General features: G+C 66.6%; 14 protein-coding genes. 9 read left to right on the top strand and 5 right to left on the bottom strand.

The window, feature by feature from the left end; translation table 11 throughout:
* Positions 1-15: 15 nt before the first annotated feature.
* From hpaD to hpaI, 5 genes are all read left to right on the top strand, one after another.
* The gene (hpaD, locus tag CAG11_RS30030) at positions 16-873 is read left to right on the top strand and encodes a 3,4-dihydroxyphenylacetate 2,3-dioxygenase (protein WP_085599879.1); all 858 of its coding nucleotides are present in this window, start codon (positions 16-18) and stop codon (positions 871-873) included.
* Positions 874-1,006: 133 nt separating this feature from the next.
* On the top strand, positions 1,007-1,393 hold the full coding sequence (locus tag CAG11_RS30025) for a 5-carboxymethyl-2-hydroxymuconate Delta-isomerase (RefSeq protein WP_053130723.1): 387 nt from the start codon (positions 1,007-1,009) through the stop codon (positions 1,391-1,393).
* Positions 1,394-1,447: 54 nt separating this feature from the next.
* Positions 1,448-2,755: an MFS transporter gene (locus CAG11_RS30020; protein WP_022639089.1), complete on the top strand. Its 1,308-nt coding sequence runs from the start codon at positions 1,448-1,450 to the stop codon at positions 2,753-2,755.
* 2 nt (positions 2,756-2,757) lie between these two features.
* A complete protein-coding gene (hpaH, locus tag CAG11_RS30015; RefSeq protein WP_031319953.1) occupies positions 2,758-3,561 on the top strand; it encodes a 2-oxo-hept-4-ene-1,7-dioate hydratase in 804 nt (267 codons plus the stop codon).
* Positions 3,562-3,571: 10 nt separating this feature from the next.
* Entirely contained in the window at positions 3,572-4,372 is an 801-nt protein-coding gene (gene hpaI, locus CAG11_RS30010; RefSeq protein WP_022639091.1) for a 4-hydroxy-2-oxoheptanedioate aldolase, read from the top strand.
* Positions 4,373-4,544: 172 nt separating this feature from the next.
* Here hpaI and CAG11_RS30005 read toward each other — a convergent pair whose 3' ends face one another.
* Together CAG11_RS30005 and CAG11_RS30000 are read right to left on the bottom strand one after the other, a co-directional pair.
* Positions 4,545-5,696, bottom strand: a complete 1,152-nt coding sequence (locus CAG11_RS30005; protein WP_085599877.1) for a glycerate kinase — start codon at positions 5,694-5,696, stop codon at positions 4,545-4,547.
* 208 nt (positions 5,697-5,904) lie between these two features.
* Positions 5,905-7,038 carry a sugar diacid recognition domain-containing protein gene (locus CAG11_RS30000; protein WP_085599875.1) on the bottom strand — a complete coding sequence of 378 codons (1,134 nt, stop codon included), beginning with the start codon at positions 7,036-7,038 and terminating at the stop codon, positions 5,905-5,907.
* 189 nt (positions 7,039-7,227) lie between these two features.
* On the opposite strand from CAG11_RS30000, the gene CAG11_RS29995 reads away from it, so the two are divergent.
* A complete protein-coding gene (locus CAG11_RS29995; RefSeq protein WP_085599873.1) occupies positions 7,228-8,538 on the top strand; it encodes an MFS transporter in 1,311 nt (436 codons plus the stop codon).
* Between the two features lie 62 nt (positions 8,539-8,600).
* Here the strand turns inward: CAG11_RS29995 and CAG11_RS29990 are convergent, their stop codons facing one another.
* Positions 8,601-9,011 carry a hypothetical protein gene (locus CAG11_RS29990; protein WP_085599871.1) on the bottom strand — a complete coding sequence of 137 codons (411 nt, stop codon included), beginning with the start codon at positions 9,009-9,011 and terminating at the stop codon, positions 8,601-8,603.
* Positions 9,008-9,739, bottom strand: coding sequence for an SDR family oxidoreductase (locus CAG11_RS29985; RefSeq protein ID WP_022639095.1), 732 nt, complete (start codon positions 9,737-9,739; stop codon positions 9,008-9,010). Before CAG11_RS29985 ends, CAG11_RS29990 begins: the two co-directional genes overlap by 4 nt.
* A gap of 100 nt (positions 9,740-9,839) precedes the next feature.
* On the opposite strand from CAG11_RS29985, the gene CAG11_RS29980 reads away from it, so the two are divergent.
* The 3 genes from CAG11_RS29980 (at position 9,840) to rarD (ending at position 12,900) form a co-directional block, all read left to right on the top strand.
* Positions 9,840-10,739 carry a LysR family transcriptional regulator gene (locus CAG11_RS29980; protein WP_085599869.1) on the top strand — a complete coding sequence of 300 codons (900 nt, stop codon included), beginning with the start codon at positions 9,840-9,842 and terminating at the stop codon, positions 10,737-10,739.
* Positions 10,740-10,815: 76 nt separating this feature from the next.
* Positions 10,816-11,829: an aldo/keto reductase gene (locus CAG11_RS29975; protein WP_053130744.1), complete on the top strand. Its 1,014-nt coding sequence runs from the start codon at positions 10,816-10,818 to the stop codon at positions 11,827-11,829.
* A 189-nt stretch (positions 11,830-12,018) separates the two neighbouring features.
* Positions 12,019-12,900: an EamA family transporter RarD gene (rarD, locus tag CAG11_RS29970; RefSeq protein WP_085599867.1), complete on the top strand. Its 882-nt coding sequence runs from the start codon at positions 12,019-12,021 to the stop codon at positions 12,898-12,900.
* Positions 12,901-12,979: 79 nt separating this feature from the next.
* On the opposite strand, the gene hpaR is transcribed toward rarD, so the two are convergent.
* Positions 12,980-13,402 (bottom strand): homoprotocatechuate degradation operon regulator HpaR, encoded by a 423-nt coding sequence (hpaR, locus tag CAG11_RS29965; protein WP_085599865.1) that lies wholly within the window; start codon positions 13,400-13,402, stop codon positions 12,980-12,982.
* Positions 13,403-13,412 lie beyond the last annotated feature (10 nt).

The following is a 13,412-nucleotide window of genomic DNA, read 5'->3' as shown; positions in this document are numbered from 1 at the left end:
TTCAGGAGAAGCACCATGGGCGAAGTCGTCATGGCCGCCAAGGTCTGCCACGTTCCATCGATGTACCTGTCCGAGTTGCCGGGCAAGCACCACGGCTGCCGCGAGGCGGCCATCGCCGGGCACAAGGAAATCGCTCGCCGGGCCCGGGCCCTGGGCGCCGACACCGCGGTGGTGTTCGATGTGCACTGGCTGGTCAACAGCGGCTATCACATCAATTGCGGCGAGGTGTTCAACGGCACCTACACCAGCAACGAGCTGCCGCATTTCATCAAGAACATGACCTATGACTACCCGGGCTGCCCGGCGCTGGGAGAGTTGATCGCCGCCGAGGCCAACGCCGCCGACGTGCGCACCCTGGCTCATAACATCCCCAGCCTGGAGCTGGAGTACGGGACCCTGGTGCCCATGCGCTACATGCACATGGACGTGCCCGCCGCCGAGCATTTCCAGGTGGTGTCCATCGCTGCCTGGTGCGCCTGGCACAAGCTGGCCGACAGCTTCACCTTCGGCGCCGCCGTGCGCCGGGCCATCGAGAAGAGCGACCGCAAGGTCCTGGTGCTGGCCTCCGGCTCCCTGTCCCACCGGTTTTCCGATGACCGCGAGGCCGAGGCCAACATCCACAACTGGACCCGGGAATTCGACAAGCAGGTCGACCAGCGCGTGGTGGAGTTGTGGCAGCAGGGCCGCTTCCGCGAGTTCTGCGCGATGCTCCCCGACTACGCCGAGCACTGCTATGGCGAAGGCAAGATGCACGACACGGCGATGCTCCTAGGGCTGCTGGGCGGCCCCGAGTACAACCGCCCGGCCGAGATCGTCACGCCGCTGTTCGGCAGCTCCGGCACCGGCCAGATCAACGCCATCTTTGCGTTGTGAAGTCAGCGACAAGCTTCTAGCGACACGCTGCAAGAAAACATCAAGAGCAGCGGTGAGCCGCGAGCTACAGCCACAGGAGATCCCTCTTGCGGCTTGTAGCTTGTAGCTTGCAGCTGCCTCCAAAGGAGGTCCCATGCCGCATTTCATCGCTGAATACACCGACAACATCGAAGCCCAGGCCGACCTGCCGGGGCTGTTCGAAAAGGTCCACGACTACCTGGGCGCCAGTGGCGTGTTCCCCCTGGGTGGCATCCGCAGCCGTGGGGTACGCCTGGACACCTGGCGCATGGCCGACGGCAAGCATGACTACGCCTTCGTCCATATGCGCCTGCAAGTGGGGGCCGGGCGCGACCTTGAAACCCGGCGCCAGGTGGCCGAGGGCCTGTTCCAGATCATCAAGGCGCACTTCGCCCAGTTGCAGGCCCAGCGCCTGCTGGCCCTGTCGTTCGAGATGAGCGAGCTGGAGGCCGAGCTCAACTTCAAGCACAACAACGTCCACGCCTTCCTCAAGTCGCTGTAGCCGCCGTAACCGGCGGCTTGCGCAACCCACAAGAACAACAACGAGGCCATGCCCATGTCCCGCCCTGCCATTGCCCAGGCCCCGCTGGCCGAGGCCAACGATTGCTATCGCAAGATCACCTGGCGCCTGATGCCATTGCTGTTCGTCTGCTACATCTTCGCCCACCTGGATCGGATCAACATCGGCTTCGCCAAGTTGCAGATGACCCAGGACCTGGGCTTCAGCGACAGCGTCTACGGCCTGGGCGCCGGGTTGTTCTTCATCGCCTACGCGCTGTTCGGCGTGCCCAGCAACCTGGCCCTGGAGCGGGTCGGGCCACGGCGCTGGATCGCCCTGCTGATGCTGGTCTGGGGCCTGCTGTCCAGCGCGCTGATGCTGGTCCAGGACGCCTGGGGTTTCTATGTGCTGCGCTTCTTGCTGGGGGTGGCCGAGGCCGGCTTCTTTCCCGGCATCCTGGTGCTGCTCAACCGCTGGTTCCCGGCCGACCGCCGTGGCCAGGCCACCGCGCTGTTCGCCATCGCCGTGCCCATGGCCGGGGTCCTGGGCGGCCCGCTGTCGGGCTGGATCCTGGAGAATTTCCATGACCGGGGCGGCTTGCGCGGCTGGCAATGGATGTTTTTGATCGAGGGCCTGCCGGTGGTGCTGCTCGGGCTGCTGGTGCTCAAGGCATTGCCGGACAGCATCGACCAGGCCACGTGGCTCAGCGCCGCGCAAAAGGCCTGGTTGCACAAGACCCAGCAGCAAGAGGAGCAGCGCAAGTCCATCAACCGCTTCAGCGACATTCTCAAGGACCGCCACGCCTGGTTGCTGGTGGGCATCTATTTCGCGGTGATGCTGGCGGTCAATACCATCGCCTTCTGGATGCCGACCCTGATCCACCATTCTGGCGTGGCCGGGGACGGCGACGTCGGCCTGCTCAGCGCCCTGCCCTACCTCGCCGGTTGCCTGTTCATGCTGGCGGTCGGCCGCTCCTCGGACCGCCTGCGCGAGCGGCGCTGGCACCTGGCTGTGCCGCTGCTGATGGCCTGCCTGGGCCTGGCGCTGACCGCCCTGGCGCCACAGAACCCCTGGCTGGTGATGTTCGGCCTGCTGGTGGCGGGCATGGGCGCCAGCGCCGCACTGCCGATGTTCTGGCAACTGCCGCCGGCCTTTCTGGCCAGCAATACCCAGGCTGCAGGCATCGCCCTGATCAGCTCCTTCGGCAGCGTTGCGGCCTTCCTCGCGCCTTACCTGATCGGCGTGGTGCGTGACGCCACCCAAAGCGCCAGCCTGGCGCTGTATGCCCTGGCCCTGCTGATCGCCTTGGGCGCCTGGCTGGTGCTCTGGGTGCCGGCCCATATCGTCAACCCACAAGAGAAATGAACATGCTCAGCCCCTCCGCCATCCAACAGGCCGCAGCGCGCCTCGATGCCGCCGAACGCAGCCGCGAACAGATCGGCCAGCTGTCCCTGGAATACCCGGATATCCGCATCGAGGATGCCTATGCGATCCAGCGCAGCTGGGTGGAACGCAAGATCCGCGACGGCCGCCGGCTGGTGGGCCACAAGATCGGCCTCACCTCCCGGGCGATGCAGGTGTCGTCGAACATCAGCGAGCCGGACTTCGGCGCCCTGCTGGACGACATGCTGTTCGATGAAGGCAGTGACATTCCCTTCCAGCGCTTCATCGTGCCGCGGGTCGAGGTGGAGCTGGCGTTCATCCTCGGCAAGCCCCTCAAGGGCCCCGGCTGCACCCTGTTCGATGTGCTGGAGGCCACCGACTGGGTGATCCCGGCGCTGGAGATCATCGACGCGCGCATCCAGCAGGTGGACCCGCAGACCCAGGCCACGCGCAAGGTCTTCGATACCATTTCCGACAACGCCGCCAACGCCGGGGTGGTAATGGGTGGCCGGGCCGTGCGCCCCGGCGACGTGGACCTGCGCAAGGTGCCGGCGGTGCTGTACCGCAACGGCGTGATCGAAGAGTCCGGGGTCTCGGCCGCGGTGCTCAACCACCCGGCCAAGGGCGTGGCCTGGCTGGCCAACAAGCTGGCGGCCTACGACGTCGGCCTGGAAGCCGGGCAGATCATCCTTGGCGGCTCGTTCACCCGTCCGGTGGCCGCGCACCCGGGGGATGTATTTCACGTCGACTACGACCAACTGGGCAGCATCGCCTGCCGTTTCGTCTGAGGAGAACGCCATGGACATGCCGCAGAACCTGTTCAAGCAACGCCTGCAAGGCAGCGAGCCACAGATCGGCCTGTGGCTGGGCCTGGCCAATGCCTACTGCGCCGAGCTGGCGGCCAATGCCGGTTTCGACTGGCTGCTGCTGGACGGCGAGCACGCCCCCAACGACCTGCGCAGCTTGCTGGGGCAATTGCAGGCCATCGCCCCCTACGGTGCCCACGGCATCGTCCGCCCGCCGATCGGCGATACCGCGCTGATCAAGCAGTTGCTGGATATCGGTGCCCAGACCCTGTTGGTGCCCATGGTCGAAAGCGCGGCCCAGGCGCGCCAGCTGGTCAGCGCCATGCGTTATCCGCCCCAGGGCATTCGCGGGGTCGGCAGCGCCCTGGCCCGGGCCTCCCGCTGGAACAGCATCCCCGGCTACCTGGACCAGGCCGACGAACACATGTGCCTGCTGGTGCAGATCGAGAACCTGGAGGGCTTGAGCAACCTGGACGAGATCGTCCGGGTCGAGGGTGTCGATGGCGTGTTCATTGGCCCCGCCGACTTGTCGGCGGCCATGGGTCATCGCGGCAATCCCGGACATCCCCAGGTGGTCGCGGCGATCGAGGACGCCATCCTGCGGGTGCGCCAGGCCGGCAAGGCCGCGGGCATCCTCAGCGCCGACCCGGGCCTGGCCCGGCGTTGCATCGAGCTGGGAGCCAACTTCGTCGCGGTGGGGGTGGACACCACGGTGCTGATGAAGGGTTTGCAGAACCTGGCCGGGCAGTACAAGGCCCAGGACGCCCCCAGCAGCGAGGGTGGGGTCTACTGAGCGGGGCTTGCGCTAGCAGACCGTTGAAAATCTACCTGCGTTGCCATCGCTGCGTTGAAAACAGGCTGGTGCGCCAGCCCGGTCAAAATGCTCATTTACCACATGTAAAGTGCGCTTTTTCGCCTGTTTTCGCCTTGCGCTGGCTGCCTCGCCTACATTTTTCAACGGCCTGTTAGACACTGGCCTGGCGGGTAGCGGCCAGGCGCCAGAGCCGGGCGATGTCCGCCGCCCGCTCGCGCAACAATCGCGGGGCCTCGGCGCAGGCTTGCTCCAGGCTCATGGGCCCGGAGGTCAGGGCGAAGGCCGCGTCCACGCCATGGGCGTACATCTGCTGGTAACCCTCGCCGAGGGTGCCGGCGATGACGATCACCGGCACCCCTTGCTGACGAGCGATCCGCGCCACGCCGAAGGGCGTCTTGCCACGCAGGGTCTGGGCATCGAAGCGTCCTTCGCCAGTGATCACCAGGTCGGCGCCACGCACCGCCTGTTCCAATCCCACCAGCTCGGCGACCACTTCCACCCCGGGGCGGAACCTCGCGCCGAGAAACGCCTTGGCGGCGAATCCCAGGCCACCGGCGGCGCCACTGCCGGGTTCGTCACGCACGTCCCTGGGCAGCACCTGGGCGCAGAGATCGGCAAAGTGCCCCAGGGCCTGGTCCAGGGCCTCTACCTGCTGCGCCGAGGCACCCTTTTGCGGGCCGAAGATGGCCGAGGCCCCCTGCTCGCCACACAGGGGATTATTGACGTCGGCGGCGATCTCGAAACGCACCTGGGCCAGGCGCGGGTCCATGGCGTCGAGCTCGATGCTGGCCAGGTCGGCCAGGGCCAGGCCACCCCGGGGCAGCGCCTGGCCCCGGCGGTCCAGCAGCTTGAGCCCCAGGGCTTGCAGGGCTCCGGCCCCGCCGTCGTTGGTGGCGCTGCCGCCGATGGCCAGGATGATGCGCCGGGCGCCGGCGTCCAGGGCCGCCTGGATCAGTTCACCGGTACCGAAGGTGCTGCTGTGGCAGGCATCGCGCTGGCCTGGCGGCACCCGTTGCAGGCCGCTGGCCTCGGCCATTTCGATGATCGCCGTGTGGCTCGATGCCAGCCAGCCCCAGCGGGCCTGCACTTCGCTACCCAGCGGGCCCTGGACCCGGGTGCTGCGCAGTTGCCCCTGGCATGCGGCGAGTACCGACTCCACCGTGCCCTCGCCACCATCGGCCATCGGGCACTGCAGTACCTGGGCTTCGGGCCAGGCCTCGGCCAGCCCTTGGGCGATGGCCTGGGCCACGCCTTCGGCACTCAGGCTGTCCTTGAACGAGTCGGGGGCGATGATGATCTTCATGGGGCTATCTCCAGTTCTTGTGGCGCCATGCTGCCATTTGCCGCAGCGGCTGACGCCGGTCCGCTGCACAAGGGCGCAGGCACTTTATTGTTCATTGCTACAAGCTGCGCAGTCGGGATGAAGGGGCACCATTATCCAGATGGAACCCATGGACCGCGTTGGCGAGGCTGCGACCGCGGGCGCAGCACCCGTAATACCGGCACCGCCGTTATTCAGGTGCGAATTGGGTGGCGGGTTGCTGGGGCAGCAGTTGTACGGCCAGGTACAGCGACAGCATGCCGTCCAGGCGCAACGGGTCGACGCCGCTGAGTTCGGCAATGCGCTCCATGCGGTAGCGCAGGCTGTTGCGGTGGATGCCCAGGGCGTCGGCACAGGCCTGGCTCTGGCCGTCGTGTTCGCACCAACTGCGCAGGGTCGCGAGCAACTGACCGTTGCCGTCCTTGGCCAGGACCTTGTGCAAGGGGCTGAGCAACTCGTCCAGGGCATCCTCGTTGCGGTGGCGCCAGAGCATCACCGGCAGCCGGTAGCGATCCAGGGTCAGCAGGCGAGTAGCGGGCAGGATGTCGCGCCCATAGGCCAGCAGGTCGCCGACCCGTCGGTAGCAACGGCGCAACCCCGAGAGGCCCTCGGCCGGACCGCCCACCGCCACCCGCTGGATATCCCAGCCCAGGCCGACGAGCCGCTCCAGCAGGCGCGGGTCGTCCAGGGTCAGGCTCGCCGGCCGGCACCAGAGCAACGACGTTTGCGCGGCACTGACGCACCAGCTGTCCGGATAGCGGGACATCAACCAGGCGCTGAGGGCATCGACGTCCTGCCCCGCCCCGGCTTCCAGCCCCAGCTCGAACAGATAGGGAATGCGCGCCAATTGCGGCTTGAGACCCATCTGCCGCGCCTCGTCCACCAGGCGCGGCGAGTCGCCACCCTCGCCCAGCAGCAATGCCAGCAGGTCATCGCAGCGCTGGCGGCGCCATTGCTGTTCGGCCTGCTGGTGTCGCTGGCTCACCAGCATTTCGGCGGTCATGCGTACCAGTTCGGCGTAGGTGCGCAGCAACGCCGGATCACCGGTGATGCCCAGCACGCCGATCAAGCGCTGGTCGTGCAACAGCGGCAGGTTGATCCCCGGCTGCACGCCCTTGAGCCGGCGGGCGGTGGGTTCGTCGATCTCCACCACCCGGCCGTTGGCCAATACCAGCTGCGCACCCTCATGGCGGGTATTGATGCGCTCCGGCTCGCCGCTGCCCAGGATCAGGCCCTGGCTGTCCATGACGTTGACGTTGTTGGGCAGGATGGCCATCGTGCGGTCGACGATGTCCTGTGCCAGGTCATGATCGAGTTCGAACATGCTCGGTGATCCTTGGGTTGGCTACGACAGGGCGGGCCACGGCACGCGCGGCGTTGTTCAGTGGCACAGGGGGGCACGGCATTCGCTGTGCGCCGGCACAAAGACAGCGGCGCCAGGGTGGCCGAGACTCTCGGGGCGGTCAACGTTACCCTTTGCACCGTGCAAAATCATAATAAAGAGAGATCCAGCATGTCACACAGAGCCGCTGCCGCCCTGGCCCAGGCTGACGACAAGAACGCCGTCTACAAGCGCATCACCCTGCGCCTGATCCCCTTCATCTTCATCTGCTACCTGTTCAACTACCTGGACCGGGTCAACGTCGGCTTCGCCAAGTTGCAGATGCTCGACGCCCTGAAGTTCAGCGAAACGGTCTATGGCCTGGGCGCCGGGATCTTCTTCATCGGCTACGTGCTGTGCGGCGTGCCCAGCAACCTGGCGCTGACCCGCTTCGGTCCGCGGCGCTGGATCGCCCTGATGATGATCGCCTGGGGCACGCTGTCCACCTGCCTGCTGTTCGTCACTACGCCAACCCAGTTCTACACCCTGCGCCTGTTCACCGGCGCTGCCGAAGCCGGCTTCTTCCCAGGGGTGGTGCTGTACCTGTCGCAGTGGTTCCCGACCTTCCGCCGTGGCCGGATCATGGCCCTGTTCATGTCGGCGATCCCGGTTTCGGGCTTGTTGGGCAGCCCGTTCTCCGGCTGGATCCTCAATCATTTCGCCGCAGGCCAGGGTGGCCTCGCCGGCTGGCAGTGGATGTTCCTGCTGCAGGGCATCCCCACCGTGGTGCTCGGCGCCCTGGCCTACTTCCTGCTGAGCGACGGCTTCGCCCACGCCAAGTGGCTGAGCCCCGCCGAGCGCGCCATGCTCGAGGCCGACCAGGCCGCAGACGCCGCCAACCAGCCCAAGACCGCCAGCGACTCCCTGGCCCAGGTGTTCAAGAACCCGGCGATCTGGGCCTTCGGCCTGATCTACTTCTGCATCCAGAGCGGGGTCTATGCCATCAACTTCTGGCTGCCGTCGATCATCAAGAACCTGGGGTTCGCCGATAACCTGGTGATCGGCTGGCTCAGCGCGATTCCCTACCTGCTGGCGGCCGTGTTCATGCTGCTGGTAGGACGTTCGGCGGACCTGAACAAGGAGCGCCGCTGGCACCTGGTGGTACCCATGCTGATGGGCGCCGTGGGGCTGCTGATCGCGGTGAACTTCGCCGCCAACCCGGCCATCGCCATCCTCGGCCTGAGCATCGCCACCATGGGTGCCCTCACCGGCCTGCCGATGTTCTGGCCGGTGCCTACCGCGCTGCTCAGCGCCGGGGCCGCCGCCGGTGGCCTGGCATTGATCAACTCCATGGGCCAGATGGCCGGCTTCCTCAGCCCCTACATCGTCGGCTGGGTCAAGGACAGCACCGGTTCCACCGATGCCGCCCTGTACCTGCTGGCGGCAGTGATCGTCGCCGGCGCCCTGTTGGCCCTGCGCATGACCCGTACCTTGCATCGCTGAGCCCCGGCTGCGGCAAAAGCCCGTTCGAGCATCGGCTGGAACGGGCTTTTTTCGTGGCGGCTTCAGTCCGGCGCGCCAGGATGCCGGGCGTAATCATGACTGCCGGTCAACGCCCCCGATGCCGGGGCGTCCAGCTCCAGCAGCAGGCCACCGGGCAGGCGCACGAAGATCTGCCAGAGGCCATCTTCCGGCACCTGCGCCACTTGGTACTCAAGACCGCTGGCCTGCACCCGCAGCAAGACCGCGGCAGCGGCCTCATGGGTGCTGAAGGCGATATGGCTCAGCTGTGGCGCGGGGCAAGCATCCTGCTCGATGACATGCACCAGCGCCTGATCATCCTGGTACAGCCAGCGCCCGGGGAAGGGAAACGGCGGACGGCGGCCCGCTTGCAGCCCCAATAGCTCGGCAAAGGCCTGGGGCAGGGTCGAGCCACCATCGGTGTTGAAGGCCAGGTGGTCGAAGCGCCAGTTCATAACAGGCCTCCACCGTCGACATCGATCAGGCTGCCGTTGATGAAGCCGTTCTCCATGGCCAGGATGAAAGCCGCCGCCACCTCCCCCGGCTCCCCGACCCGACCGACCGGCAAGCTCGCGGCCGCCTTGGCGAACATCGCCGCTCGGGCATCGGCGGGCATGCCGGCGTAGGCCTCGGTATCGGTGATCCCCGGGCTGATCACGTTCACCCGCCGTGGCGCCAGCTCCTTGGCCAGGTGCTTGCCCAGGGCATCGAGGGCGGCATTGAGGGTGGTCTTGAGCACCTGCCCCGGGACCATCTTGCGCGACAACATGCCCGAGGTCAGGCTGATGCTGCCCCGTGCCGCCAGGTATGGCAGCGCGGCCTGCACGGCGCGCCAGACACCCCAGAACTTGACCTCGAAGGCCCGCTGGGCGTCCTGCAGGTCAGTGTCGGCCAAGGGTTTGGGAGCAATGGCCGGACCGGCGCTGATCACCAGGTGATCGAAGCCGCCCACGGCCTGGAACAAGGCCTCCAGGCTGGCGCTGTCGGTGATGTCCACGCTCAGCGCCCGGGCCGACTCCGGCAGGCGTGCCTGCTGGCGCTGCAAGGCCTTGAGATCGCGCCCGGCCAGCACTACCCGGGCGCCACGGGCGGCGGCCTGGTGCGCCACGGCGGCGCCGATGCCACTGCCGGCTCCGATCACCACGACGGTCTGCTTATGCAAGCCTGGATTGGAAAGAGTCATTGCGATCACCTCTTGTGAAGTAAAGGGATTACATCTTCACCGCTTGCCAATCGAAGAAAAATCCGCTTAAAACGCAAGGATCTTTAAAGGATTTTTATCAATGAGCTCGATCCTCGACCTGGAGATCTTCGTGCGCATTGCCGACGAAGGCAGTATTTCCGCGGCGGCGCGCAGCCTTGGCCTCACCGCAGCGGCGGCCAGCATCGCCCTGAAGCGCCTGGAAACCCGCCTGGGCAGTCGCCTGCTGGCCCGCTCTACCCGCAGCCTGCGCCTGACCCCGGAAGGTCGCCGCTACCTGGACAGCGTGCGCCTGGCCCTGGCCGCCCTGGAGGATGGCGAACAAGCGCTCAGGCAGCAGGGCCAGGGCCTATGCGGGGTGCTGCAGTTGTCGGCCCCTTCGGATTTCGGGCGCAACGCGTTGCTGCCCTGGCTCGACGAATTCAAGGGCCAGCACCCGCAACTGCGCCTGCAACTGCAGCTCAACGACCGCCATGCCGACCTGTTTCGCGAGAGCGTGGATGTGGCGCTGCGCTTTGGCGTGCCCGGGGACTCCAGCCTGGTGGCCCTGCCGATCCTGGCGGCACATCGACGGGTGGTCTGCGCCAGCCCGCAGTACCTGGCCCGCCATGGCGCACCGCAGGTGCCCGAGGACCTGGCTCGGCACAGCGCCCTGCTCTACCTGCGCGACGGCCAGCTCTACGACCTCTGGTGCTTCAGCCGGGACGACCAGGTGCGCGAGGTCCAGGTGCGCGGCGACTACTCGTGCGACGACGGCGAGATAGCCCGGCGCTGGGCCCTGGCCGGCCATGGCCTGGTCTACAAGGCAAGGCTGGATGTGGCCGAGGACCTTCGCGCCGGGCGCCTGGTGCCACTGCTCACGGATTGGCAAGGGGAGCCACTGCCCTTCAACCTGCTGTGCCCGCACCGCCTGCAGGTGTCCGAACGGGTGCGCTTGCTGCACGGCTTCCTGGTCCAGCGCTGCCGCGAACTCTGTCCGTGACAGGCATTGCCCCGGCGTGCGGTTCTGGTATTTGATGGGCGGCCCCGCCACCTATCCAGCACAAGGATCCCGCCCCATGAGCTATCGCATCCTCGGTCACTCCGGCCTCAAGGTTTCCAGCCTGACCCTGGGCACCATGATGTTCGGCGAGCAGACCAGCACCGAAGACTCGCTGCGCATCATCGACAAGGCCTGGGACCAGGGCATCAACTTCATCGACACCGCCGATGTCTACAACCAGGGCCGCTCCGAGGAGATTGTCGGCGAGGCCATCGCCCGCCACCGCCATGACTGGGTGCTGGCCTCCAAGGTCGGCTTCGGCCCGGCCGACGGCGTGCCCAATCGCAGCGGCCTGAACCGCAAGCACATCGGCAACGCCATCGAGGCCAGCCTGACCCGGCTCGGCACCGATTACCTGGACATCTACTACCTGCACCGCGAGGACCACGACACGCCGCTGGAAGTGAGCATCGCGGCCATCGGCGACCTGCTGCGCCAGGGCAAGATCCGCCACTGGGGGCTGTCCAACTACCGGGGTTGGCGGATCGCCGAAGCGGTACGCATTGCCGACCAGCTGGGCGTGGAGCGCCCGGTGATCAGCCAGCCGCTGTACAACCTGGTCAACCGCCAGGCCGAAGGCGAGCAGATCACCGCGGCCCGTGCCTATGGCCTGGGCGTGGTGCCCTACAGTCCACTGGCCCGCGGCGTGCTCAGCGGCAAGTACACACCCAACGCGACCCCGGACAGCGACAGCCGCGCCGGCCGCCAGGACAAGCGCATCCTGGAGACCGAATGGCGAGTGGAGTCCCTGCGCATCGCCCAGCAGGTCCAGCAGTACGCCCAGGGCCGCGGGCTGGGTATCGTCGAGTTCGCCATCGCCTGGGTGCTGAACAACCAGGCGGTGAGCTCGGCCATCGTCGGCCCGCGCACCGAGGCCCAATGGGACGCCTATGCCCGGGCGCTGGCCGTACGCATCAGCGCCGAGGACGAGGCCTTCGTCGACTCCCTGGTGACCCCGGGGCACGCCTCGACGCCGGGCTTCAACGATGTCAGCCATTTCGTCCCGGGGCGTTTTGCCCGCCTCGACTGAGAGCTGCCGGTGGCGGTCCTAGGGCCGCCGCCGGCGATTGCTGGAGGCGGCCAGGGAGACGAATGAAAAAATATCCCGCCGGCATGTCGCAAACAGAGCAAAAATCTCGCGCCAAACCCTCTATATTGCCCTCGCTTGTTTACCCCCCAACTCCCGGCGCCCTGCGCATCCGGGTCTTACGAGGACAGTGTGTCTAAAGGTATTGCGTTATCGGTCCTGGCGTCGGTGCTGTTCGCCGTCATGTATTTCTACACGTCGCTGCTGGCGCCCCTTACCGGGGTGGAGATCTTCGGCTGGCGAATGCTCCTCACCCTGCCCTGCATGACCCTGTTCATGCTGCTCACCGGCGAATGGCCAAGGGTCGGCGAAGTCTTGCGCCGGGTGCGCGCCAGGCCGGCCATGGCCCTGGCGCTGCTGTTGTCCTCGGCCCTGGTGGGCGTGCAGTTGTGGCTGTTCATGTGGGCGCCGCTCAACGGCTACAGCCTGGATGTATCCCAGGGCTACTTCCTGCTGCCGCTGACCATGATCCTCACGGGGCGTATCGTCTACGGCGAACGCCTGTCGCGGCTGCAAAAGGTGGCCGCAACGCTGGCCTGCATCGGCGTGCTCAACGAGTTGTACCAGGCTGGCAGTTTTTCCTGGGCGACCCTGGTGGTGGCCGTGGGCTACCCGCTGTACTTCGTCCTGCGCCGGCGCTTGCACAGCGATCACTTGGGCGGATTGTGGCTGGACATGGCGCTGTTGATACCGGTGGCGCTATGGGTGGTGCAAGGCGGCGAACAAGGCTTCGCCGTGCTGGATGCCCAGCCCCGGCTGTACCTGCTGATCCCGCTGCTGGGCCTGATCAGCGCCTCGGCGCTGGTGTGCTACATCATCGCCAGCCGCCAACTGGCTTTCAGCCTGTTCGGCCTGCTCAGCTACGTGGAGCCGGTGTTGCTGCTGATGGTGGCCCTGTTGCTGGGGGAAAGCATCAAGGAGGGCCAATGGCTGACCTACGTGCCGATCTGGCTGGCGGTGCTGGTGCTGATCACCGAGGGTGCGCGCCACCTGCTGCGCCAGCGACGCGGGTAATGGGATAGCCAAAGAGCTTCTGCAAACCTGCCCGCAGCCTCGCCCTGGCTCGAGCCCGGCTACTTTCGCCAGTGCCGCGTCAGGGCTTGATCTGCTTCAGTTCGTTGAGCAGTGCCAGCAAGGCTTGCATCTTTTCCTCGCCGAACTGCTGCTGGATCCTCTGGTAGTTGACCTCCATGTCGTCGCTCATGGATTCGAAGCAGGCATGGCCCCTCTGGGTCAGGGTGATGAACAGGCGGCGCTGGTCCTCCGGTGACTTGCGCCGGCTGACGTACTCATCGCGCTCCAGGCGCGTCAGCACCCCGGTCATGCTTGGCGGCAGGATGCAGGCCATCTTCGCCAGCTGGTGGCTCTCCAGTTCGCCGTTCTGGCGCAGGATGCGGATCACCCGCCACTGCTGTTCGGTGAGCTCGTGCTGGTTCAGCGAAGGACGGAAGAACGCCATGGCGGCCTCACGGGCCTGCAGCAGGGTCAGGGTCAGGGAAGGTCTGGGGGTTTTCATCAAGGAGTCG

Source organism: Pseudomonas sp. B6(2017), assembly GCF_002112765.1.
Lineage (GTDB): Bacteria > Pseudomonadota > Gammaproteobacteria > Pseudomonadales > Pseudomonadaceae > Aquipseudomonas > Aquipseudomonas piscis.
Note: the sequence above shows the minus strand (reverse complement) of the source record. Positions and strands in the feature narration are given on the sequence as shown.